The 20364-nt window shown below is 56.1% G+C and carries 24 protein-coding genes; 13 read left to right on the forward strand and 11 right to left on the reverse strand.

What is annotated here, in order from left to right; genetic code table 11:
• Positions 1-31 precede the first annotated feature (31 nt).
• The 4 genes from OC373_RS01730 to OC373_RS01745 all read right to left on the reverse strand — a co-directional run bounded on the left by OC373_RS01730 (position 32) and on the right by OC373_RS01745 (position 4165).
• Positions 32-1096: an ankyrin repeat domain-containing protein gene (locus OC373_RS01730; protein WP_261996901.1), complete on the reverse strand. Its 1065-nt coding sequence runs from the start codon at positions 1094-1096 to the stop codon at positions 32-34.
• Positions 1096-2415, reverse strand: a complete 1320-nt coding sequence (locus OC373_RS01735; RefSeq protein ID WP_261996902.1) for an ankyrin repeat domain-containing protein — start codon at positions 2413-2415, stop codon at positions 1096-1098. Before OC373_RS01735 ends, OC373_RS01730 begins: the two co-directional genes overlap by 1 nt.
• A 995-nt stretch (positions 2416-3410) precedes the next feature.
• Positions 3411-4001: a ParA family protein gene (locus tag OC373_RS01740; protein ID WP_261996903.1), complete on the reverse strand. Its 591-nt coding sequence runs from the start codon at positions 3999-4001 to the stop codon at positions 3411-3413.
• Positions 3998-4165, reverse strand: coding sequence for a hypothetical protein (locus OC373_RS01745; RefSeq protein ID WP_261996904.1), 168 nt, complete (start codon positions 4163-4165; stop codon positions 3998-4000). Before OC373_RS01745 ends, OC373_RS01740 begins: the two co-directional genes overlap by 4 nt.
• Before the next feature lie 151 nt (positions 4166-4316).
• Here OC373_RS01745 and OC373_RS01750 point away from each other — a divergent pair, with 151 nt between their 5' ends.
• Positions 4317-4463 (forward strand): hypothetical protein, encoded by a 147-nt coding sequence (locus OC373_RS01750; protein ID WP_175422531.1) that lies wholly within the window; start codon positions 4317-4319, stop codon positions 4461-4463.
• 672 nt (positions 4464-5135) lie between these two features.
• Here the strand turns inward: OC373_RS01750 and OC373_RS01755 are convergent.
• The gene (locus OC373_RS01755; RefSeq protein WP_261996905.1) at positions 5136-6020 is read right to left on the reverse strand and encodes a hypothetical protein; all 885 of its coding nucleotides are present in this window, start codon (positions 6018-6020) and stop codon (positions 5136-5138) included.
• Positions 6021-6598: 578 nt separating this feature from the next.
• Between OC373_RS01755 and OC373_RS01760 the strand changes: the two genes are divergently transcribed.
• Positions 6599-7063, forward strand: coding sequence for a hypothetical protein (locus tag OC373_RS01760; RefSeq protein ID WP_261996906.1), 465 nt, complete (start codon positions 6599-6601; stop codon positions 7061-7063).
• A gap of 33 nt (positions 7064-7096) precedes the next feature.
• A complete protein-coding gene (locus OC373_RS01765) occupies positions 7097-7336 on the forward strand; it encodes a hypothetical protein (protein ID WP_197649801.1) in 240 nt (79 codons plus the stop codon).
• Positions 7337-7391: 55 nt separating this feature from the next.
• Here OC373_RS01765 and OC373_RS01770 read toward each other — a convergent pair whose 3' ends face one another.
• Positions 7392-7577, reverse strand: coding sequence for a hypothetical protein (locus tag OC373_RS01770; protein WP_261996907.1), 186 nt, complete (start codon positions 7575-7577; stop codon positions 7392-7394).
• Between the two features lie 221 nt (positions 7578-7798).
• On the opposite strand from OC373_RS01770, the gene OC373_RS01775 reads away from it, so the two are divergent.
• The 3 genes from OC373_RS01775 to OC373_RS01785 are packed head-to-tail and all read left to right on the forward strand — an operon-like array spanning position 7799 to position 9602.
• Complete coding sequence (locus OC373_RS01775; protein ID WP_261996908.1) at positions 7799-8017, forward strand: hypothetical protein; 219 nt, start codon at positions 7799-7801, stop codon at positions 8015-8017.
• Positions 8014-9054 (forward strand): zincin-like metallopeptidase domain-containing protein, encoded by a 1041-nt coding sequence (locus OC373_RS01780; protein ID WP_261996909.1) that lies wholly within the window; start codon positions 8014-8016, stop codon positions 9052-9054. Before OC373_RS01775 ends, OC373_RS01780 begins: the two co-directional genes overlap by 4 nt.
• Complete coding sequence (locus OC373_RS01785; RefSeq protein WP_261996910.1) at positions 9051-9602, forward strand: ankyrin repeat domain-containing protein; 552 nt, start codon at positions 9051-9053, stop codon at positions 9600-9602. Before OC373_RS01780 ends, OC373_RS01785 begins: the two co-directional genes overlap by 4 nt.
• 3 nt (positions 9603-9605) lie before the next feature.
• On the opposite strand, the gene OC373_RS01790 is transcribed toward OC373_RS01785, so the two are convergent.
• Positions 9606-10433: a hypothetical protein gene (locus OC373_RS01790; RefSeq protein WP_261996911.1), complete on the reverse strand. Its 828-nt coding sequence runs from the start codon at positions 10431-10433 to the stop codon at positions 9606-9608.
• 210 nt (positions 10434-10643) lie between these two features.
• On the opposite strand from OC373_RS01790, the gene OC373_RS01795 reads away from it, so the two are divergent.
• From OC373_RS01795 to OC373_RS01825, 7 genes are all read left to right on the forward strand, one after another.
• Complete coding sequence (locus OC373_RS01795) at positions 10644-11069, forward strand: low affinity iron permease family protein (protein ID WP_261996912.1); 426 nt, start codon at positions 10644-10646, stop codon at positions 11067-11069.
• Between the two features lie 93 nt (positions 11070-11162).
• Entirely contained in the window at positions 11163-11573 is a 411-nt protein-coding gene (locus OC373_RS01800) for a hypothetical protein (RefSeq protein ID WP_261996913.1), read from the forward strand.
• A gap of 123 nt (positions 11574-11696) precedes the next feature.
• Entirely contained in the window at positions 11697-12194 is a 498-nt protein-coding gene (locus OC373_RS01805) for a ferritin-like domain-containing protein (RefSeq protein ID WP_261996914.1), read from the forward strand.
• A 49-nt stretch (positions 12195-12243) separates the two neighbouring features.
• Entirely contained in the window at positions 12244-12882 is a 639-nt protein-coding gene (locus OC373_RS01810) for a DUF6766 family protein (protein WP_261996915.1), read from the forward strand.
• Between the two features lies 1 nt (position 12883).
• The gene (locus OC373_RS01815; RefSeq protein WP_261996916.1) at positions 12884-13447 is read left to right on the forward strand and encodes an isochorismatase family cysteine hydrolase; all 564 of its coding nucleotides are present in this window, start codon (positions 12884-12886) and stop codon (positions 13445-13447) included.
• A 127-nt stretch (positions 13448-13574) separates the two neighbouring features.
• Positions 13575-14852 (forward strand): GAF domain-containing protein, encoded by a 1278-nt coding sequence (locus OC373_RS01820; RefSeq protein ID WP_261996917.1) that lies wholly within the window; start codon positions 13575-13577, stop codon positions 14850-14852.
• A 4-nt stretch (positions 14853-14856) separates the two neighbouring features.
• The gene (locus tag OC373_RS01825; RefSeq protein ID WP_261996918.1) at positions 14857-15264 is read left to right on the forward strand and encodes a GGDEF domain-containing protein; all 408 of its coding nucleotides are present in this window, start codon (positions 14857-14859) and stop codon (positions 15262-15264) included.
• 17 nt (positions 15265-15281) lie between these two features.
• Here the strand turns inward: OC373_RS01825 and OC373_RS01830 are convergent, their stop codons facing one another.
• The 4 genes from OC373_RS01830 to OC373_RS01845 form a co-directional block, all read right to left on the reverse strand.
• Positions 15282-16211, reverse strand: coding sequence for an NAD(P)/FAD-dependent oxidoreductase (locus OC373_RS01830; RefSeq protein WP_261996919.1), 930 nt, complete (start codon positions 16209-16211; stop codon positions 15282-15284).
• A gap of 87 nt (positions 16212-16298) precedes the next feature.
• The gene (locus OC373_RS01835; protein ID WP_261996920.1) at positions 16299-16859 is read right to left on the reverse strand and encodes a DUF488 domain-containing protein; all 561 of its coding nucleotides are present in this window, start codon (positions 16857-16859) and stop codon (positions 16299-16301) included.
• A gap of 405 nt (positions 16860-17264) precedes the next feature.
• Entirely contained in the window at positions 17265-18167 is a 903-nt protein-coding gene (locus OC373_RS01840; RefSeq protein WP_261996921.1) for a manganese catalase family protein, read from the reverse strand.
• Positions 18168-18462: 295 nt separating this feature from the next.
• Positions 18463-20238 carry a YbhB/YbcL family Raf kinase inhibitor-like protein gene (locus OC373_RS01845; RefSeq protein WP_261996922.1) on the reverse strand — a complete coding sequence of 592 codons (1776 nt, stop codon included), beginning with the start codon at positions 20236-20238 and terminating at the stop codon, positions 18463-18465.
• Positions 20239-20364: the final 126 nt, after the last annotated feature.

Here is a 20364-nt window from a genome sequence, read left to right on the forward strand (position 1 = left end):
TGGGGGGCCTTTGGATGTTTAAGTTGGGGCGTCACAGTCTTCGAGCTTTGGCTCTTTGAGTTGCCACCGTTCCCTGGCTGTCTGACTTAGCGTGATCAACGCATTCATTGAGGCTCTGAGGGATTTTGGCAGTGGATGCTTGAAGCTCTCTCATCTTTATCTTCGCTTCGACACCTCTTACCATCGCCAATTCCGTTTCATCAAGGCTCTCACAAGCGGCGTCTACATCAGATACAGGAATAAGCAACTCGATAATTTCTTGATGCCCCCCGAAAGCAGCCCAACCCAATGCTTGCGAGTTATGAGACTTAGGATCCGAGACAGGAATTAGAATTTCAGCTATTTTCAGATATCCTAATTTCGAGGCATCCCATAGAGCATAGCGAATTGACTCAGGGTCAGAGACAGGGATGAGCATTTCAACGATTTCATTGTGTCCATTTTCTGACGCACACATCAGTGCCATTGAACCATTTGCTTTGAAATCTGAGACAGGAAGGAGCATTTCAACGATCTCTTTGTGTCCCTTTTCTGCCGCATACAGCAAGGCCCTTGAACGATCTGCCATGGGATCTGAGATAGGAAGAAGCATTTCAACGATCTCGTTATGCCCGAAAAAAGCAGCCCAGCCTAATGCTCGTGAGCGATCTTTGAGATCTGAGAAAGGAAGAAGCATGTCGACGACTCTGCTATGCCCTTTTTCCGCAGCAGCCTGCAATGCACAGCAGTGATCTGCCAAGGGGTCCGAGACTGGCAATAGCAGCTCGACCATGTCGACGTCTCCATGTTCAGCCGCATAGCGCAGAGCTTGCGAATTCAGAGCCTTGGGGTCAGCGTATGGAATAAGCATTTCAACCAAATCTTTGCGACCTATTTCTACGGCATGTCGCAGCACGTAAGAGTTGTCTGCTTTGGCATCCGAATGCGGCAAGAGCAAATTTATGATTTCACTTCTTTGGGTGGCCACAGCGCAACGAAGCGCTGCGGAATTTCCCGTTCTAGCGTCTGCTACCAGCAAGAGCCTTTGAACTTCGTCAGCTCGCCCTTCTGCCACGGCTTCAATCAGCAGGCGGTCATTCGTTATAGGCAGGCTCATCAGAGTCTTCGGGCCTGGGCTCTTTGAACTGTCGCCGTGCCCAAGCTGTCAGACCTAGCTTGATCGACGCATCCTTTAAAGCTCTGTGGGATTTGGACAGTGGATGCTTGAAGCTCTTTCATCCTGAAATCCGCCTCCATAGCCTTTACAAGTGATATTTCTGATTCATCAAGCTGTTCGCAAGCAGCTTCCACATCAGACACGGGAATTAACAACTCAACAATTTCTTTATGCCCGTTAAATGCAGCATGTCGTAACGCCCGGGAATGTTCTGCCATAGGATCCGAGAACGGAATTAGCAATTCAACAATTTCCTTATGGCCTTTGCCTGCGGCAATATGCAACAAATACGGGCTTACCTCCTTTGGATCTGATACGGGAATGAGCATCTCAACGATCTTTGCGTGTCCTCTGACTGCAGCGACGCCCAGCGCCTCCGAATCATTCGCCTTAGGGTCTGAAACGAGGATCAGCATTTCAACGATTTCTTTATGGCCTTCACCTGCGGCATCTCTCAGCGCCCGTGACTTTCCTGCTTTCGGATCAGATTTCGGGATGAGCATCTCAACGATCTCTGCGTGTCCTCTGACTGCAGCGACGCCCAGCGCCTCCGAATCATTCGCCTTAGGGTCTGAAACGAGGATCAGCATTTCAACGATTTCTTTATGGCCTTCACCTGCGGCATCTCTCAGCGCCCGTGACTTTCCTGCTTTCGGATCAGATTTCGGGATGAGCATCTCAACGATCTCTGCGTGTCCTCTGACTGCAGCGACGCCCAGCGCCTCCGAATCATTCGCCTTAGGGTCTGAAACGAGGATGAGCATTTCAACAATTTCTTTATGGCCAAAACGCGCGGCATCTCTCAGCGCCTCTGATTCTCTTGCTTTCGGATCCGAAAACGGGATGAGCATTTCAACAATTTCTTTATGACCTACATATGCAGCATCTCTCAGTGCCACTGATTTTCTTGCTTTCGGATCCGAAAACGGGATCAGCATTTCAACAATCTCCTTATGCCCCTCACATGCGGCATCTCTTAGCGCCTTTGATTTTCGTGCTTTCGGATCCGAAAATGGGATCAGCATTTCAACAATTTCTTTATGGCCTGCACGTGCAGCGCATCTTATTGCCTCCGAGTCTCTTGCCTGCGGATCCGAAAGCGGGATTAGAATTTCTACAATCTCTTTGCACCCACTCCTCGCAGCACTTCGTAGAGCTTGAGACTCATACGCCTCAGGATCTGATATTGATATTAGTCCTTTAAAGATTTCTAAGCGCCCATAAATTGCTGCTTGAATTAATTTTTCTTCATTAGTCATAGCGATCTCCTTTCCCCCAGTAAAAGGCCAGCCGCTCTTTTGTCAATACCCATTAATATAAAAACTTCAACAAATAACCAGGAGAGCAAAGACTGTCCTCACAACCTCCGGCCAACAGCACGCGCATTTGGAACTGGTGTCGCCCGGTCTAAGAAGTAGGCTTCTAGCCGCCTGGATGCCGCAAACCAAGCTCTCTCCTGGCAATAGCTCACAGCTTCCCCAGGGCAGCAGTGGAGATAGAGAAGTCCCATCAAGCCCTCGTGCTCCTCCTCCGCAGCGATTGCCATGGCCCTGCTGTATTCGCTCGGGCTACCTGGCCCCACTCTCCCTGCCCTTGCCCACTCGACCATTCGAAGGATCAACTCAGGGTCTGTGCCTTGCCGTAGATGGCACCAGTGCTCAATGGCTTCGGCCTCAGACAACGGATAGAGAACCAGGGCGGCGTGGAGTCGAACATTCATTGCCGCCACTGCCAGGGCTTTCGAGTGCTGAGCCTTGGGGTCAACCTGGACCAGCAACGCACGCATTTTGACCATGTCACCCGTCCTAGCAGCCTCGAGGAACTGCTCTTCCGTTGAGCTAGTCACCTGCCTCATCCCCTGATCGAGCACGAGTGACCTTCAAGACCATACGCTCGCTCCTGAGCACTTTCGCACCATATTCCGCGAGGGCTATCAGGCCGGTGGTCCAAGGCTCACCAGGGTCTTCCAGGAGCTCTTGGATTGTGTCTTTTAGACGCGGCGGCACGGTGATCATTGAACGGTTGGTGCGAACGCCGTCAGGAGTGCGGTAGTCCCGGAGTCGGGCTGTTCTATGGATCTGCAACTGAGGTTCTGACCCCTTCCTCTTCTGAACATCCAAGCCAAAGTAGGATTGCCGGCATTCGTGCTCGCCAGGCTCAGGTGCAGACCTGAGCTCGACGTTGACCCGCTTCTCGTTGCGATGCCCAGACTGATGGATGACATCCAGGGCAGCGCCGAGGTCTGGCACCTTTCTCATAGATCGCCCCAGCTTTGACTGTCAAAGCGTCTGAGAGCACGTGCAATCGCTTTAATGTCCAGTTGCGCGTGCCTGGCTCTCACCCCGACATGATCAAAGACCGTCTCCCCGTAGCCATAACACGAGGAAAAAATGGCGCGATCTCTCACGATAAGCGCGCCAGGAGGGAGCTGTGCGAAGCGCTGGCGATGCTCTGAGCGGTCGGGATTGAAGCGGTTTGCCACCACGATGTGAGGCAAGCCTTTCTTGCGCACGAGCTGCATCGTTTTCAAGAACACGACATAGCTCACAGCATCCAAGAGTGTTGGGATGATGTAGACGTCAGCCTCAGGAACAAGACCGTTCTCAGGCAGCTTCGGTGGCGTGTCAAAGAGGTGAAAGTCATGCTGTGCCCGTGACTTCACGACACCGACAGTGAAAGGCGTCTCCCCAGCCAACCTTGCCCATGCCAACGATGAGCCCTGGGCATCTAGGTCGGCGACATAGACGCTGGAACGTGGGTAGGTGCACTGTAAGCAGTGAGCGAGATTGAGTGCGAGGGTTGTGCGCCCCACTCCTCCCTTACCGTTCAACATGCAGATCTTCATGCGAGCACCGCCTGCTCTTTAGACGCTTGCTGGCGGTTCCAATGCATGGTTCGACGGCTACGGTCTTTAGCTCTGTTCTTTAAACGCGATGCACGCTCCTCTTTTTGATTGAAATACATCTGATAGAACTTGACCGTTGTGTCGATGTCGTATTTGATTTTCATATTGATCTCCAATAGGGGTTATTCCCTAGATTGAAGAAAAGCCAGTTCAAACTTTTGTCAATAGTTTATACCCCAATTACTTGACAAAATTTCAATCGGCCTCTTAATCAATGAAAGGCACTCAAAGCCCCATCATCTAAAGGAGATCATCATGTTCAAATATCTTTTCAACCACGAAAGTCTTTTAATTTCACTAGGCTCGATGGCAACGCTTGCGGCCTTTGCCTTGCTTGGGTGCTACGCAGCGCTGTCCGGAATTGGCCGCTTGATCAGTAGTGCCCTGGGAACGGGCGCATGAGACGCCTGATCACATGGCTAGTTCTTATCGCTTGCTTGATGATCGGACTTGACTACTTCTCGGCGAAGGCTATTGGAAGCATTCGAACGATTGAGTCGTCTCTTGCGAGAATTGGATCCAGATAAAGCAAAAGGCCACTTGAAGTGGCCTTTGTCAAATCAAATCATCGACGCTTGGTCTTGAGCATCTCTTTCCGAGCACGTTTGATCAATGGTCCAGATCGACTAAGGTATATACCCATCTCTCTTGCGACATCTGAAACTATTTTTCGAGAGTTAGGAAATAAACTGGAAACATCGCTCCGCGTCATACCTTTTTTGAGGGCATGGCGCAGAAAAGCTCTAATTTCCGCTCGTCTCTTAACTCTTTTCAAAGAAACAGACTCGTGGAGGACCATCTTCCTAGCACTCTGGACAAGCGAGCCTGGGACCTGCTCATCTCGCGCAAGCTGGGCGAGACATTGCCCAGGATCTCTAACGAGCAACGCCGCGATTTCGAGACGCTTCTTCTCTAGCATTTCAGTTCTACTAGGTGCGCCGACTTCGATGCAGATGCGACCAATCCGTTGTCTAGTCAAACCGAACTCGCGCGCGAGGGACGAATGCTTCTCGACGCCCCGCTTGAGCTTCCGCACCAATCGAGCCTTCTCCTTTACGCTTAGCCGTCTCATAGTCATAGAGCGACCTTCGCTCGCATTGCGCGTTGATGACGCGCCAAGACTGACCCCTTCTTTTCGGAGGACGCTGAGGCGTCACCGGAAGCCTTTGCCGCTCGGAATTGATCAAGAATGACGACGTTGGTGCGAGATTTGCTGACAGAAAGAACGTTGTGCTTATTAATCGAGAAACCGGTAACTAGTCCACACTTCGGGGCAGACAAAACTACCAACGCCCTCTTGACTTCAAATTTAAATTTCTTCAACTCGAACCCGGAACGCGCCAGGCGTTTTAACTCCAAAAGAGAAATTGGAGGAACAACTTTGTGAGTAGCAATGAAGTCGTGAAGCCACAATACAAGCTGATTATTCCCAAGCGACACTTTGCGAGTCAGATCATTGACCAGAACTTCATCATCAAAGAGCTTGGATAATTCGTTGTTGATCGTGATCGTGATGTTCCCTTTCCGAACCCTCGTCCCAACGTTGACTCTGGCAATCTTCACTCCAGAGACCAACCCTCCGATGTAGTCGTGTGTTGCCGTTTGATAGCTGATCTCCCCGCTTCTTAGATCTCTGAGCATGTTGACCAGGCGACTGTGCATCTGCGAGCAGGTCGATTTATTACCCATCCTTCGCAGCAACTCGTTCCCACTGATTTCAACGGTGTCGGTTTTCTGCTCGACATATGCAGAAATGATGCTCTGCCACAGCAAAGAGTGATGCTGATTGAGCACAGGCCCTGTGTAGCTCACCTTGGTGGCGCGTAGATTTTGAACGGCTAAGCTGGTGTCTTCGAGATGAATTTCTACGCGCTCACTCTTCACTGCCATAGACGTTCCAAAAAGGGCGGATCGCGCCAGCCCCAATGGAATTTTAGAATAAATATCTTCTTTACACACGAAACCATCTCCTTAAAATGACATCAATTAAGGAATAGGCCAATATCAACTTTTGTCAACTTCAAACGGCAAACTGTTAAACGCTTAGGTTAAATTCTCCTGCGATATATCGAGAACTTTGCGCGATATAGCTAGAACCGCACTGCGATATATCGAGAACCATCACTGCGATATTTCAAGAACTTTATGCGATATATCTAGAACCGAAACAGCCGAAATCCCTTGTGGCACAGCGGTTTCCAGCGTCCTTAAGGCTCTTAGGTTTAAAGCTAAAGGAAAGAAGGGCGCTGTCGCGCTCTTTTTTTGGATCAAGAAAAGAGCAAGATCGTCAGCACTTGTCACCCCTTCCGCCTATGCCCCCTGCGAGGGGGCGGCGGGTAAGCCGGGGCTATCGCTTCACCTGGCAGCTGCGCTGCGGCTTCGCCCGCATGAGCAATGAGGGCCGCTTGGCTCGGCCAGATGGGCGATAGCCCGTTCCACAGCCAGCCCCCTGGGGGGCGTTGCCGCAGGGGGGTTGAAGTCGGGAGTGATCTACGTTGTGATTTGCTTGCTCGCTTTGAGCGACGATGGGATCAAGGATGAAATCACACACCGTATTCGCAGCAATTCTCCTGCTGAGCGTTACGCACTCGGCCCATGCCCAGGATCTTGGGAACTTGGCTTTCGACAGGTTCAACAACACGGCCAAGGGCCTGTGCGGCCCAAGCATCATCGAATACACAGGGGTCAATCAAAACCGAACTGATGGCCGCGTTGGCGGATGGAACTACGATGGAGAGGTGACGATGAAGGTCACGTCCGGGCAGAAGGTCATCACCCCGCCCTTGGGTGTAGGAAGAATCACTGCCGTGTGCCTGGGAGAGTCTCGGCCGATCCTGGTGGTCATAGAAGACAAGGCACCTTCAAAGCGATTTTTCAAGGCTTACGACGCGCGGAGTCTCGCCCCAATCAGCGAGAAGGAAGGTTGCAATTTCGTGTGTATGGAAGAAGCTGGCGTCAAGATCCCACCGAAGCTTGCTTCGTTTGATCCGCCGATTGACTGACCATAACGACCCACTCACTCAAGAAGAACGCCCATGTCTTTTTCAGAACACTTGCAATTGAAGGACGGCGAGACGCTTCGCCTCGACAGCTCGCGCGAGACAGGTTTTATGGGGAACGTTGACGTCGACAATTATTCAATCCTGAGCGCCGATGGCGAAGTGGTCGGCAAGGTTGAATACACTGTTGACACTGCCGTCAAAGGCTTGAAGGTGACATACAAGGTCGTCCAGACCGATCTTGAAGGTAAGACTGTCCTGCAAAAATTCTGGTAGAGCGTGCCCTGATGTAGACGATGAAAGCCCCGGAAATCCGGGGCTTTTTTGTTGCTCAGTTCCAGCCGAGGTCAACTCGATCAAGATCGTAGTCGCGACCAATTTGGTGAGCGGCTTCAAGAGCTGAAAGATCGCCGTAGCGCTGCTTGAACTCGGCTTCTGAGAAGCCGGCTTCGTCGATGCTGATGCCGAACATTCTGGTGAAGTGCTCGTTTGCTTCTTTGAAGAACTTAGTGCTCATCATCTTGCTCCAATTGAGCCAATTGCTCGCGATGAGTTGTAGGGAAGCGGCAAGAACGCATTGCACTGAAAGCCGAAACGCAGTGGAGGAGCGCGTGCGCTTGCAATGCGTTCAGCGACCGACCTTTGTCGCTAGCTATTTGCCTGTTGGACCAAATAAATTGTGCTAGAAACCCTTGCCAAACGAGTCAGTTGCCTTAGCTTGTTCAAGAGGAGGCATTTATGACTGATGAAGATCTGTATTTTGAAGAGAGGGCGGTCACACCTGATGATATCTATCCGCCATTTAGGCGGTTCGTCGCAGAACGGCACGGGGACGGCCTGCTGTTCAGCGTAGCAACTGATCAGACTGAGGCCGAAGGCCATTTCAACGACTTCGAGATCATCGATCTTGTCGATCTGGCTCTCATGCAACACCGCAGCATTTGGATTGGCGCATGAGCAAGACAGACGACTACGCGCGCCAATTTGCTGATCTCGTGATCCGCAGCCTGGAGAACCACACAGCGCCATGGACAAAGCCTTGGAAGCCCGGCGAAGTCCCGGCAGGGCCCCACAACGGCGTCACCAATCGTAGCTACCGGGGCAGCAATTTCATGAACTTGCTCTTGACGCAGCAAGAACGGGGCTATCAGTCTGCGGAGTGGTTGACGTTCAAGCAGATCGGGGAAGCTGGTGGCAAGGTCCGCAAGGGGCAGAAAGGCACTTCGATCCAATTCTGGAAGACGTCGGAGCCAAGTGCAGAGCAACTTGCTGAGGATCCAGCGGCAAAGAAGCGCATGCAAGTCTTTTACTTCACAGTCTTTAACCGCGATCAATGCGAGGGACTGCCAGATCCAAAGCCTCAGCTACAAGTTTCTGAGCAATGGCGACATGAGAAGTGCGAGCAACTGATGAGCGATTCGGGAGTTCCGTTCCACTTCAATGGCGGTGATAGGGCTTACTACCGTCCTGACATCGATCAGATCTTCATGCCTTCGAAAGCAGCGTTTAGCAGCCCAGATGGCTTCTATGCAACAGCACTTCACGAGCTAGGCCACAGCACCGGCCATAAAAATCGGTTGGGGCGTGATCTATCGGGAAAGTTTGGTAGTGAGAGTTACTCTATTGAAGAGCTGCGAGCTGAATTCTTCTCTTTTATGTGCGGCGAACGCTTGGGGATCGGGCACGATCCAGGGCAGCACACGGCCTATATCAAATCATGGATCAAAGTGCTCAAGAACGATCCCAAGGAAATTCTGCGAGCGTGTGCGGATGCAGAGAAGATCTGCAATTTCTTGAAGATCGAGCGATATCAAGAGCTTGAGCAAAACAATGTCCAGGCTCAACAGCTAACGGGTCAAGAGCGCCGTCAAGGACGGCCGGTGCGTAAGGCAGGCGCGAAAACTATCGATCCTTTGGCACCCGAACTGCTCGACGATCAGATCAAAGACATGAAGTCCCGGCGCAAAGCCGAAGAACTGGCAGTAGCGCTATGAACGAACGACTGCCACAAATCCATAATTCGGACAGCGAAGAGAGCCGGCAGTGCTACACACAGCCCGGGCATGAACCCCGCCCCAATCTCTTCGATTTTGGCAACCTCAGCCCTGAATCCCAGGCAATCTATGATGCAAGCCGCGCCGGTTCCAGGTTCGATCACCTCATCGACCACGCACTACTCATTGCCCGCATCCGGGGTGACAAAGAACAGCTTGTCTACGCCTCAGAGCCAGATGACACGCTCCCCGGCACGACCCTGTTGGACGCCGTGGCGAACGGGCGCTGGAACGAAGCCAGAGGCCTTATCCGCTCACATGTAGACGTCAATGCGACCAACACGTTTGGACAGACAGCCTTGCACATCGCTGACGACCCCGGAGTGATCGATGCCCTACTCCGCTTTGGTGCGAAGCAAGACATTGTCGATGACTACGGCAACACACCCATGCAAGCGGCTATAGAGCGCGGTGATCGCGATGCACAGCACTTGATGGTGAAATACCGATATGGATCCGATTCGAGCGCCACCTCGATGCGCCGATGATGTTCAAGGCTTAAGCCGATTCTTTAGGACCTGACCCCTGGGTGAGCTCAGCTTGGCGACGTATGCAGCCTCTCCCAGCATCGCAACCATGTTGCCATCACGATGCGGCATCTCAGGCCAGATCTGGTCGGGGATCTGATCAAGGTAGATCGGTATCTCAACCTCATCGTCCGGGCCGAGAGAGGCATAAAAGTCAAACGACGGCGGCTGCCAACCATCTAACGGCAATGCCTTATTGACGATGATTGCGAATGCTATGGGATAGCACTTCATGATCATCACTTGTGAGGCTATCTTAGTCCCAATGTAAGTTATAAATAGATCACGCGCGACCGTTCGTCCAGCGAATGGATAGACCCAATAGCAGACTCTACAATCTCGCAAGAAGGTCGATTGGTCGTTGAGCACATACTCGCCAAATTTCTGCGGGTCTCCCTCGTTGTAGCGATCGATGCCTAGCGCACAGAGGTGACCTAACACTGCCCTGGCTACGAGTTGCGGCTTGACTCGAATGGCCTGCGATCCATCAAGCAGGATCGGTGTGCGCAACATCGCAGTCACCTGGTCTGCCATCGCCACTAGGGCCTTGTCGTAGCGTGACAACACGACGCCATTGCAGCGCTGACAAAGGCTTCTGAACTTGATGCCGTCTGGCATCTTGGTGCCGGGAGGCGCCTTCTCTGCACCCAACTCAGAAACGAGATGGTTGAGTCGCAGAGCGATGTTTTGCGCCAGCGCTTTAGGCGGGATGTGATCTTCGGTCAAAGGCCCTACGGCGCCACAGATATTGCACCTACCCGACTTCGGACCAATGACGTTGAAGACCGGCATGCTCGTGCTACCTCATCGATAGTTGGCAAAGCAGACACGACTGGAACGGGCCCATAGGATCCAACCCGCTATATCCTTAAAGGCAGCAGCCCTCATGCGAGCCTGACTGAGGTCTCGTGGACGACCCATTTTGACGCGTCGGTCAAGTTCATGCCACTACCCTAGCTTTGCGGCGGATCCACGCCGCGATCTACCGAAAAGGACAGAACTATGACGAGTCGCACCTTTGGACATTTCGCCGCCATTGCCGCACGCGCTTCCGGCAGCCTTGGCGCGTTCGTCGCCGCACTGGGCGTGGTGATTGTCTGGGCGGGAAGTGGCCCCTTCTTTAAGTTCAACGACACTTGGCAACTCGTCATCAACACAGGCACGACGATTGTGACCTTCCTTATGGTCTTCCTGATTCAGCACACGCAAAACGGCGACACGGCGGCGCTCCATATCAAGCTCGATGAGCTGATCCGTGTGACTAAGGACGCAAACCAAGAGCTTCTCAACTTGGAATCTATGGACCCGGCCCACCTTGAGGAGATCCGTCAGCGATATGAGTCATTGGCGAAGACCGCTGCTGACATCAAGTCGAAGAAGGAACGCTGCATGCCGTGCCAAGCAGACACCCCCACCGACCCTGAATGATTTAGCGAGAATCTTGAGCGGTCCGGCCTGCCGGGGGGACTCGCGAAAGGCCTCCGGAGTAAGATCACCCGTGCCCTCAAAACAGCACTTGCCATGCCCTACTGCGACCCATTTCCGGCCGTCCATGGTTCCCTTCTGGTTCTCGAAGACGACGATGAGCTTGGGCCATTACTTAAGGACGTCCTCACCATGGCCGGCTATGACGTCTTCTTGGCCAGCACCCACTCGGAGGCCATGCCTCACCTAACGGACACGCCAATGGCGGCGGCCGTCCTGGAATGGTCGACACAGAAAGGCGGCGCCGGAACATTGGCCGACCACCTGTTTGCCCAACGCATCCCCTACGTGGTTGCATCCGGGTCCGTTGCTCACTGCATGCTGCCGGTTTGCCACCAATGGGCGCGCTTCCTGCCAAAACCGTTTGCTATCACAGACCTGATCACGGCGGTGGAGGCCAGTAGAGATTTTGGAGTGCCCGTTGAAGGTTGGCCAGCAGCCCGGTAGAAGCGGGCAAGCTGCGGATTCTGTCGATAGTGAAGGAAGTCTCAACGCGGAGGGCCCTGCCTTCACATCTCTTGGGCGAGCCTAGGGGCATGGTATTGGCTCACCCCAGCAGAGGATGCATCTATGGCAATTAAGACCGCCGAAGAGCTGTTTGTTCACGAGCTTTCGGACATTTATAGCGCTGAGAAGCAGCTCACGAAATCCCTTCCCCGCTTGGCGCGGGCTGCCGAGAATCCTGACCTCGCCGCTGCATTTGAGACCCATCTCGAAGAGACCCAGGGCCAAATCGAGCGCATTGATCAAGTCGTCGAAGTCCTGGGCATTCGGCTCAAGCGCATTAAATGCGCCGCGATGGAAGGCCTGGTGGAAGAGAGCAAGGAAGTCATCGATTCGATCGAGAAGGGACCCGTGCGCGACGCCGCGCTGATTGGTGGGGCCCAAAAAGTAGAGCACTACGAGATCGCCTCTTATGGCACGATTGCGGCGCTCGCCAAACAGCTCGGTTACAAGGACGCCTTGCCCTATCTCCTCGAAACGCTAGAGGAAGAAAAATCGACCGACGAAAAGCTCACCCTTCTCGCCGAACAGGGTGGCAATCAAAAGGCCGCAGCGGGCAAGTGACCGAACTACAGGCGGGCCCCCGGGCCCGCCTCTGACCTGGATAGGAAACATGTGGCGTCGAAACGGGTTATCCATCGTCCTGGTAGTGCTGACCGTGCTGTTCTTGAGCGCGCAGGCCGTGACGGGCTGGAACGTCCACAATGAGGAGCTGGCGCAGCATGGGCAAGCCGCCCTGGGCTTTGGGACCTACCTGACCACCGGGCATTTCAGCAGTGCAACCTTTGAGAACTGGGAGAGCGAGTTCCTTCAAATGGGGATGTATGTGCTGCTCACTGTCCGACTGCGTCAACGCGGCTCGGCGGAGTCCCGTCCCCTCGACCCCAGCGAGGAAAAACCCAAACTCGACGCCGGCCCTGCCCCGTGGCCCGTCCGCCGAGGAGGGATGTGGAAGAAAATCTATGGTCATTCTCTCGCCATCGCCTTTCTAAGCCTGTTTGCGATCTCCTTTGCACTCCATGCCCTTGGCAGCTGGCGTGCGCGGTGCGACGAAACGCGGCTGGAGAATCTGCCCGTCCCTGACTTTCTGGAGCATTTATTCAGCAGTGATTTTTGGTTCGAGTCGATGCAGAACTGGCAGAGTGAGTTCCTCGCCGTATTTGCCTTGGTGGTGCTGACCATTTTCCTGCGTCAGAAGGATTCGCCCCAGTCCAAGGCAGTCGAGGCTCCACACGCCCAGACGGGGGACTGACGTGCCGCGCCCGGCCCTGCTCATCGTTGATCTTTTTTCGCGTTTCGACTTCCCAGATGGGCCAAAGCTCGCTCCACTGGCGCTCAAAGCTGCCAAGAAGGTTCGGCAAATTCGAGATGTCTTTGACGAAGAACAGTTGCCGGTCATTTACGCTAATGAAAACTTCGGAGACTGGAAGTGCGGGTTCGATCAGCTGGCCGAGGTCTGTCGCCACGACGATGGTCCGGCTGGCGACATCGCAAAGCTCCTGTTTCCCGGACCGGACCACTACACGGTGCTCAAGCCGAAACATTCGGCCTTCCTTGCCACGCCACTGGCCTTGCTTCTTGCAAAGCTGGACATCAGCACGCTGGTGCTTGCCGGAATGGCCTTGGACTCTTGCGTTCTTGCCACCGCCATCGATGCAAATTCCCGCGAGTTCTCCACGGTGGTGGTGTCTGATGCAACCGCCTGCGTGCCGGATCGCAGGCAAGCCGCTTTGACGCTGCTGCGCTCCACAGGGGGCGTCGAGGTTCGCACGGCCCAGGTGTTTTTGCGCTCCCACGAGAGGGGAAAGGGTCATTGACCAACGGGCGGTCTGGCCGGTCTTCTGCAGGCCATCAAGAGCCGGAAGTCGATGCCGTTCACGGAAAACCAGCTGACATGTCCCTACCCTTACCGTCATGTCTGCCTCCAGCCAAAGAGGGACTCCAGTGATCGAGCAAGCCCGTCTGTCTGCCTTGCACTCATTGAATATCCTGGATTCAGACCCCGAGCCGTTTTTTGATGCGCTTACCCGGGCTGCGAGATCGGCAGCAGAGATGCCCATCGCGCTGATCTCACTGGTGGACGAGGGCCGTCAATGGTTCAAAGCCCAAACCGGGATGGAGGGCGTCCGTGAGACCCCACGCGACATGTCCTTCTGCACGTGGGCAATTCTTTCAGAAGAGATCTTTGAGGTGGAAGACGCTTCCATCGACCCCAAGTTCTGCATAAACCCACTGGTGCTGGGCGCTCCTCACGTCCGGCACTACGTGGGGGCACCGATTCAAGTGGCCGGCGGCCATCGGACGGGCACCTTGTGTCTGCTGAGCCAAACGCCTGGCAAACTAACACCCCCCCAGCGGGAAATCCTTCAGTGCTTGGCCGAGGCCGCTGCCGTGGGGATGGAACAACGGGCACAGCTGCTCGATCGGGTGTCCGAGGCTACTCGACTGCACGGCGATCTGAAGAAGAGCCAAGCGCTGCTCGAACAGACCAACGCCGTGGCCAAGGTGGGTGGGTGGGAGCTCAACGTTGATACCAACGAGTTGGAGTGGACCCAAGAGACCCGCCTCATCCATGGGGTGACCGATGCGTCTCCCTCCTTGGAGGCGGCGCTCTCCTTATACCCAGAGTCGGCACAGGGGCCCATACAAACCGCCATCGCCAGCTGCGCCGAGCACGGCACCCCTATCGACCTGACGGTGCCATCCACCAGGGCTGACGGAGAGCGGATATGGGTTCATGTCGTCGGACAGCGCCTCCAAGACGACCGTGGCACGCGCCTGATCGGGGCGGTTCAAGACGTGTCGCTTCAGCGCTCCGCCAGCGACGCGTTGGCGCTGAGCGAATCGAAATACCGACGGCTTTTTCAGCACAGCATGGGTTTGATCTGCACGCACACCATGGAGGGCATTATCACGTCCATCAACCCGGCCGCCTCCCTTTCACTGGGTCGGGAAGAGCAAGAGCTCATCGGCCAGCCGCTGTCAGCGATCCTTCCGCCGGACAGGCGGATGCAACTCGATGCCTATCTGGCCAAGATCAAAAGAGGATCAGAGCGACTCAGGAGTGATGGAACTTGTTGCCTCCGACGGGTCTCAGCGCTTCTGGGCCTACCACAACGTTCTGGATACGGAGGCGGAGCCTCCCTACGTTCTGGGGCACGCCCAGGACATCACCACGCAACACCTGCAAGAACAGCAACTCCAAGAGCTGGCCATCCGTGATCCGTTGACCCGATGCTTCAACCGGCGCTATCTCACCGAGCTCGCTCATCGTCAGTTGGACGCTTGGGGCTGCTTGGTGTTCGACCTGGATCACTTCAAGGAGATCAACGACACCCAGGGCCACGCAGAAGGGGATGCTGTGTTGATCAAGTTTGCTGCGTTTCTAGAGTCCAAGCTGCTGGACAATGAGGCCGTCATCCGCCTAGGAGGCGATGAGTTCCTGGTCTTCGTTCCCGGCGCGACGGCTGAGCGCATGCACCAGTTGGAAGACTGTTACCGGGATCACGCCGATGAAGCGCCAATCCGATTTTCCGGCGGTTGCGCCGTCAGCCGACCTCATGAGTCGGTGGGCGACACCATCAATCGTGCAGACCTGAAGCTCTACGATCGACGGAAGCAAGAGCGTTCATGACCCTTTTGGGGCATCCGTCAGGGGAGCAAACCTAGCAAAGATTGGTGAGCAGCCACGCCTGCCAACGCCCCTTCGCCCACCGCCAAGGCAATGTTCCCGGCAAACCGGGCCGCATCCCCGCACGCAAACACCCCCGCGACGGTGGTCTGCTTGGCCGAATCGGTGGTGATGCATCCTGCATCCTCTGTCTCGCAGCCCATGCGAGTAGCCAAGTCCGACGCCAAACAGGTCTCGGGGTGAACGAACAAGGCTTCCACGTTCCGCACGCTTCCGTCCGCAAGGTTCAAGATCGCGTTGCCAGTCACACCCGCTAAGGCACTTTCCTCTAACGTCACGCCAATGCCCTTCAGCTCCGCTGAAAGCTCTTCCATCTCGGCCGCTGAGAGCGTTGCGGCGTGGAAGGCCGTGACAGCGCCCCATTGCGAGAGCGCCTTGACCTGGTCCATTGCCTCCGCTTTGGACGCAATAAGCACGCCGATGTTTGTTCCGCAGATTTCATAGCCATGGCAGTAAGGGCAATGGAGGACCGTTTCGCCCCAGCGCTCCGCGAGCCCAGGAATGCTGGGCAACCGATCCACCACCCCATGGGCAAGGATCACCCGCCTGGCGTGGTAGTGGTCACCGGATGCGCAGTGGACAGCGAAGCCCGTCTGGAGAGAGCCGGTGGCCTCAATGGCCTGATCGGTCGCCCATTGCACTCGGTCGTAGGCGAGGAGCTGCCGACGTCCCAGCTCAAGGATCTGGGACGGAGCCACCCCGTCCCAGCCCAAGCACCCGTGTGCCTTCGCAGCGCGTTCGTTACGGGGTTGGCCATGGTCAATGACCAGCACCGTGCGGCAAGCCCTGGCCAGCTGCAGCGCGGCGGACATGCCCGCATAGCTGCCGCCGACCACGACTGCGTCGAAGGGAGGCAGGTCCTGTGACGTTTTGCTGCCAGGGCTGATCATCGTGCTTTGTTCCACTGTCGATAGGGAAAGGATGTTCTGATGTGCACAGGATTTGATGTATTCGCCTCCGCGCAGGCGTAGGCAGACTCAGAACAACTCAACCTGCGGCGCGGGGTAGATCAGGTCCTGCCCCACCGCCTTCGCCATCGGGCTTAGCGGATGGGGCTTGGGTTCTGCGTTGGATACGATGTGCAACACCTCATGGCCCCGGTGCGTCAAAAGGTCGGAGATCAGGCGACGATGGCAGCGCCACCATGGCGCCTCCGCGCACATCAGCGCGGTTCGATGTGCAGCCGCCAGCGCAAGAACCTTCGTTAATCCGCTGGCAAACTCTGCGGAAGCCATGTGGTCTGCATAGCCTTGGAACGCGGCGTTGTCCCATGCCCCGTTGGGAGAGTTGGGCTGCGCCCTGCGCCGGCCACCGAGTTCGGGAATCCACTCATACATCACACCATGGGCCGACAACGTCTCTGCCATCTGTTCCGATGCAAACCAAGGGTGGCGCCGAGACCCCGCGAAGCGCCGCACGTCCGCAATGGCCGCTATGCCTTGCGCAGACAGCAGTTGCAGAAAGTCGCTCCAAGGCCGAGTAGAGTGGCCGATGGTCCAGACAGTCAGCGGGTGCGGGATAGACGGATCGGACGGCATGAAGCAATTGAACACCGTTGCGGATAAAGGCCGTGTCATCACTGCATGGGAGAAGGCTCCAGCCCCTGCGTTAATGACGTCGTCCTGCCGGCGCCTTCATTGAGGAGCCTCGAAGAAGGGTAAGGCTCCTTTGCCCACGCAGGTTTTGCTGGATCGTCGTGCCACGAACACACATTGGTGAATTTGCACCGGCAGCACCCTGTTCAAGTGTCGGAGCTGCGGCACTCATGAAGCGGTGCGCAACGCAAAAATTGCCGAACTAAAATGTGTCACGTCCCGGCTCCGATCCCCATAATCGGTTCGCTAGCTCTGAACCGAGAATCCGTCTGCAACCGTGTTGAGCTTCGTCTGAGGAGAAGCCCGTCGGCCGGCGGGCTTCATTTGAACCGAGTTACGTGAATCTGGTCATGGCTCCCGTGGATTGACGTCGACAGCCCCGGCACCAGGGCCTGCGCCCAGTTCTGCGCCCGTCGCCGGGCGCGCGTCGGGATCAGAGAGGGTTCTCGCAGCCATGGCTTCCAAGGCGACTTGCTCCCTTTCGCTGAGGTCCACATCGCAGCTTCCATCCCCGCCGTCCAATGCCGCTTGAGCGTCACGGTCGGTGACCCGCTCCCAAAGCTCGCCGCTGTTCCAGCTGCCCTCTACATCGCCCTCGCCTTGCGACATGTCCATGTAGAGGTCGGTGAATGCGGGATCCCCGGGCAGCTTGCCAGGAGGGAAGTTGGGCTGGATGCTGTAAAGCGCCTTTTCAAACGATTTCTGGTGTGCGATTTCACGGGTCATGAGGAACCGAAGGGCGTCTTTGATGCCCGGGTCATCGGTCACGTTGATGAGCCGTTCGTAGACGATCTTCGCGCGTGCCTCTGCCGCGATGTTCGATCGCAAATCCGCCGTGGGCTCGCCAATGCTGTCGATGTAGGCGGCCGTCCATGGCACGCCGCTTGAGTTGACCAACGCCGGGCCACCGCCATACAAAATCTGCTCGGTGTGACTGGTGCTATTTTGGCCCATCAGTCGCATGTCTTCGGCTTCCATCATGCCCTCAGACTGAATTGCCTTGGGGCCACGGTTGAGCATTGCGATGATCGTGCCGATGATCTCCAGATGGCTGATTTCTTCAGTGGCGATGTCCATCAGGAGATCCTTGCGGCCCGGATCCGCCTCGCCGAGACCCTGCGTGAAATACCGCATCGCTGCGGCCAGTTCGCCTTGCGGACCTCCGAACTGCTCGAGCATCAACGCCGCCAAGGCGGGATTGGATTCTTTGACCCGAACCGTATACATCAACTTCTTGTGGTGAAGAAACATTTGCGCGTCTCCTTGGGGCTGGCTATGGCTTGCCTTTATGGAAGAGTCGTCATCTCCTCTGCGGCATGGGTATGGTGCCTGCTCGGGCATCGACGTCCCGTAGAAAACCGTGACGAAAAACCCGCCCTTTCGCACACGCGCTCCTGATCTACGCGTAACTTCTACGCGACTCCGCGCTTCCGTGAGACGTCGGCCGCCCAGAACATCTGAGCGGCATTCCCTCGGGCTGCTCGTGACCGGTTGCGGCCTGGCCATCGGTCACCTATACACCGACCTGGTCAGCGACGGAGCGGGTTTACTTCAAAGGAGGATCGGTCTGCTGATAGGTCCCCACAAGCTGGCCCTTGCCAATCACATGGCCTTTGGCTGCCTTGAGCACTTCATCGCGGGTCGCCCCAGGACGAACCTCCAATCGGGCGTCCAGTGCCAAGATCTGGAAATGGTAGTGGTGCGGGGGAGCCCCTACTGGCGGCTTCGGCCCGTAGTAGCCGATCGAGCCGTGGCTCGTTGCCCCTTGAAGCACGCCCTCGGGATCGGTCAGCCGGGGCTGAGTTTGGAGACCTTCCGGTAGACCGGTCAGGGATCCGGGAATGTTCCAAGCGACCCAGTGGACGAAGGGATTGATGGGTGAGGCATCGGGATCCTCGGCGACCACCACGTAGGTCACCGCCTTTGGGACGGGGTTCCACGTCAGCTGGGGTGATACGCCTTCGTGATACGCACTGAACCGCGTGGGCATGGGTTGACCATCCTGGAAAGCCGGGGACTGCACCGCAATGGACGCTGTTTCGGGGGTGCGCTCCAAGACCAACGGGACACCCGTCCCGGCGGTGACCTGCCGCTCAAGGGACTGCGAAGGAATCGCGGTGGGCTGCGCTGCAGCAGGGGTGCCGCCGCTGTAGCTCACCCGATAGAGCGTGCCATTGGCATCATCGCCCACCAACAGGGCTCCGCCACGTGTGATGGCCAGCCCCACGGGCCGGGCCACGTGCTTCTGGCCCCCATCGACCAGGAACCCGGTCAAGAACGGCTCAAAGGCGGTGGGCTGCCCGTTGCGGAAGCGGACCCGAACCACCTCGTAACCAGAAGCGGGCTTTCGGTTCCATGAGCCACGCATGGTGACGAACGCATCGCCCCGGTATTCCGCCGGGAACTGGCTGCCCGTGTAGAACACCATTTGCATGGGGGCGGCATGGGCGGTGTAGCCCAGCGTCATGGGCGCGCTCATCTGAGCCCACTGCGCCTTCGTGATTTCCCCCGGCGGGGTGCTCTGCGGGTTCTGTCCGTCCTTCCCCCAAATGTGCGGCCAGCCATACTGCTTGCCTTTGACGATGTGGTTCAGTTCTTCCGGCTGGACGTCATCGCCCAGGAAGTCGATGCCGTGATCCATGCCCCACAACTCACCAGATTTCGGGTCCCACGCGAAGCCGATCGTGTTTCGCAGCCCACTGGCAAAGATCGTCCTGCTTTTGCCATCCGGCGTTGACCGCAACAAGGCGGCATGCTCCGGGTTGGTCTCGTTGCATGCGTTACAGGACGAGCCCACGCTGATGTAGAGCATGCCGTCTGGGCCGAACGCCATCGTCCGGTTGGGATGCTGTCCGCCGTCCGGCAAATCGTTGATGATTCGCTCCACGGCACCCAGGGAACCGTCTGCATTGATGGGCGCTCGAAAGACCTCGGTTGGGGTAGCCATGTAAAGCTGTCCGCCTCCGATTGCCAACCCATGAATGTTCGGTCGGTGGGTCACTGCCCTAGGCGCCTCATCAAGGACACCGTCTTCGTTGGCGTCCTTCAAGAGCAACACGTCGCCTTGCTCCCGACGGGAGACGTAAATGTCGCCGTTTGTCGCAACGGCGATGATCCGAATGTTCTTCAGGTCCTTGGCGAAGGCCTTGACCTCGAATCCCTGCGGCACCTTCAGCGCGGCAATGCGCTGGTCAGTAGCGGGGACCTTGTCGGGTTTGAAGGTGTTGACCCGGGCGGGAACGTCCGTCCCATCGCCCTGCTGGGCAAGCACGGGGCCAGTTAAGACGCACAGCAGAGCGGCGTATACGAGGGTCCGTTTCATGGGCGTTAGTCCAAGGATAACCAGGACCTGAATCATCAGGCGGCCCCGATCAACCGCGTGCGAATGCTATGCGAGTGGAGCGTGAGCGGGCTTTCAGTTGGTCATGCACCCTTCGGAAGGAGTCCA

Origin of the sequence: Stenotrophomonas sp. Ste96, assembly GCF_024519495.1 — a bacterium.
In the GTDB taxonomy this organism is placed as follows: domain Bacteria; phylum Pseudomonadota; class Gammaproteobacteria; order Xanthomonadales; family Xanthomonadaceae; genus Stenotrophomonas; species Stenotrophomonas bentonitica_A.

Coding starts and splice junctions, on each gene's coding strand:
- OC373_RS01730 (WP_261996901.1), bottom strand. CDS start 1,096: ATGAGCCTGCCTATAACGAATGACCGCCTGCTGATTGAAGCCGTGGCA.
- OC373_RS01735 (WP_261996902.1), bottom strand. CDS start 2,415: ATGACTAATGAAGAAAAATTAATTCAAGCAGCAATTTATGGGCGCTTA.
- OC373_RS01740 (WP_261996903.1), bottom strand. CDS start 4,001: ATGAAGATCTGCATGTTGAACGGTAAGGGAGGAGTGGGGCGCACAACC.
- OC373_RS01745 (WP_261996904.1), bottom strand. CDS start 4,165: ATGAAAATCAAATACGACATCGACACAACGGTCAAGTTCTATCAGATG.
- OC373_RS01750 (WP_175422531.1), top strand. CDS start 4,317: ATGTTCAAATATCTTTTCAACCACGAAAGTCTTTTAATTTCACTAGGC.
- OC373_RS01760 (WP_261996906.1), top strand. CDS start 6,599: ATGAAATCACACACCGTATTCGCAGCAATTCTCCTGCTGAGCGTTACG.
- OC373_RS01765 (WP_197649801.1), top strand. CDS start 7,097: ATGTCTTTTTCAGAACACTTGCAATTGAAGGACGGCGAGACGCTTCGC.
- OC373_RS01770 (WP_261996907.1), bottom strand. CDS start 7,577: ATGAGCACTAAGTTCTTCAAAGAAGCAAACGAGCACTTCACCAGAATG.
- OC373_RS01775 (WP_261996908.1), top strand. CDS start 7,799: ATGACTGATGAAGATCTGTATTTTGAAGAGAGGGCGGTCACACCTGAT.
- OC373_RS01780 (WP_261996909.1), top strand. CDS start 8,014: ATGAGCAAGACAGACGACTACGCGCGCCAATTTGCTGATCTCGTGATC.
- OC373_RS01785 (WP_261996910.1), top strand. CDS start 9,051: ATGAACGAACGACTGCCACAAATCCATAATTCGGACAGCGAAGAGAGC.
- OC373_RS01790 (WP_261996911.1), bottom strand. CDS start 10,433: ATGCCGGTCTTCAACGTCATTGGTCCGAAGTCGGGTAGGTGCAATATC.
- OC373_RS01795 (WP_261996912.1), top strand. CDS start 10,644: ATGACGAGTCGCACCTTTGGACATTTCGCCGCCATTGCCGCACGCGCT.
- OC373_RS01800 (WP_261996913.1), top strand. CDS start 11,163: ATGCCCTACTGCGACCCATTTCCGGCCGTCCATGGTTCCCTTCTGGTT.
- OC373_RS01805 (WP_261996914.1), top strand. CDS start 11,697: ATGGCAATTAAGACCGCCGAAGAGCTGTTTGTTCACGAGCTTTCGGAC.
- OC373_RS01810 (WP_261996915.1), top strand. CDS start 12,244: ATGTGGCGTCGAAACGGGTTATCCATCGTCCTGGTAGTGCTGACCGTG.
- OC373_RS01830 (WP_261996919.1), bottom strand. CDS start 16,211: ATGATCAGCCCTGGCAGCAAAACGTCACAGGACCTGCCTCCCTTCGAC.
- OC373_RS01835 (WP_261996920.1), bottom strand. CDS start 16,859: ATGCCGTCCGATCCGTCTATCCCGCACCCGCTGACTGTCTGGACCATC.
- OC373_RS01840 (WP_261996921.1), bottom strand. CDS start 18,167: ATGTTTCTTCACCACAAGAAGTTGATGTATACGGTTCGGGTCAAAGAA.
- OC373_RS01845 (WP_261996922.1), bottom strand. CDS start 20,238: ATGAAACGGACCCTCGTATACGCCGCTCTGCTGTGCGTCTTAACTGGC.